This window comes from Rathayibacter rubneri (assembly GCF_023743255.1).
Classification (GTDB): Bacteria; Actinomycetota; Actinomycetes; order Actinomycetales; family Microbacteriaceae; genus Rathayibacter; species Rathayibacter rubneri.
Genome location: NZ_JAMRYM010000193.1, coordinates 1 through 1588, shown reverse-complemented (window position 1 = coordinate 1588; position 1588 = coordinate 1). Strand labels below are relative to the sequence as shown.

Here is a 1588-nt window from a genome sequence, read left to right as displayed (position 1 = left end):
GTGGTGTCGGCGACGAGGCGCCCGCCGAGGAGGAGGAGCCCGATGAGCCCGAGGCGCCCGTCGCCGACACCACCGCCCCGACCGTCGCGATCACCTCGCCGCTGCCCGGCGCCGTCCTGAGCGGAACGACGACCGCCACCGTCAGCGCCACCGACGACACCGCCGTGACCGGCGTCGCGTTCTACATCGGCAGCCTCAAGGTCGGCGACGGCGTCCGGACCACCGGATCGACCTGGTCGCTGACCACGAGCACGGGAGGCATGCGGGGCACCTTCCCGCTGACCGCCCGGGCGACCGACGCCGCGGGCAACACGACGGCGAGCGCTCCCGTGACGGTGACGCTCAAGTAGCGTCCGCGTCCCCCGACGGGCCGGCCCTCCACCTCGGAGGAGCCGGCCCGTCGTGCGTCCGGGCGTGCCGGTCGGGGACGGAGCGGGGCATCGGGTCCTCCTGACGGTGGGATCGGTGGACGGCGGATCGGTCGACACGGCGGCCGGATCGGTCGACGACAGTGTGCGCCGCTCACCGGACGCGCATCAGAGGGTTGCGCTCCGCGGCACTCTGCCCGACGGGGGCCCGCGGGCGGACGCGGGAGCATACTCCCCGCCTCTCGCGCGCTGTCAATGGGCGTTCGCTCGGCGGCCATCGTGCCTAGCGTCGGACAGGAGGTCGGCCACCCCGGCCCTCCTCCTCCGCCCCCACCGGTACTCGAGAAGCAAGGAAGTCCCATGATCGACACCACCGCTATCGACAGCATCTACGGCTCGAACGTCTACGGATCGGACGGCGACAAGATCGGCTCCGTCGAGCAGGTCTATCTCGCCGACGACACCGGAACCCCCGTCTGGGCCACCGTCCGCACCGGCCTCTTCGGCACCAAGGAGTCGTTCGTCCCGCTCGAAGGAGCCTCGTTCGACGGCGACCGCCTGACGGTCTCCTACGACAAGTCCTTCGTCAAGGACGCGCCGCGCATCGACGCCGACGGCGCCCTCACCGAGGAGGAGGAGGCCGAGCTGTACCGCTACTACAACCTCTCCGGCGCCGCCGCCTCCTCCGGCTCCGACAACGTGGACCGCTCGGCCGGGTACACCGACGGCACGACCGGCACCGGCACCACCGGAGTCGACACGAACGTCGGACGCGACACCTCCGGACCCACCACCGACGACGCGATGACCCGCTCGGAGGAGCAGCTGCACGTGGGCACCGAGCAGGTCACCACCGGCCGCGCCCGCCTGCGCAAGCACATCGTCACCGAGCGCGAGAGCGTCACCGTCCCCGTCTCGCACGACGAGGTGCGGGTGGTCCGCGAGCCGATCACCGACGCGAACGTCGGCTCGGCCACCGCCGGCCCCGACCTCAGCGAGGAGGAGCACGAGGTCGTCCTCACCGAGGACCGCGTCGTCGCCGCGAAGGAGACGGTCCCCGTCGAGCGCGTCTCGCTCGGCACCGAGACGGTCACCGAGCAGCAGCAGGTCACCGAGGACGTCCGCCACGAGGAGATCGAGGTCGACGACGACGGCGTCACCCCGCGCCGCGACCGCGACCGCGACGGTCTCTGATCCACCCCGCCGGCGGCGGGGTGGAT

At 72.4% G+C, this 1588-nt stretch carries 2 protein-coding genes; both read left to right on the top strand.

Annotation, left to right across the window (positions count from 1 at the left end):
- On the top strand, positions 1–350 hold a 350-nt coding region (locus NB037_RS19235), incomplete at its 5' end, for an Ig-like domain-containing protein (protein WP_251948654.1).
- 378 nt (positions 351–728) lie between these two features.
- A complete protein-coding gene (locus tag NB037_RS19230) occupies positions 729–1562 on the top strand; it encodes a DUF2382 domain-containing protein (protein ID WP_251948651.1) in 834 nt (277 codons plus the stop codon).
- Positions 1563–1588 lie beyond the last annotated feature (26 nt).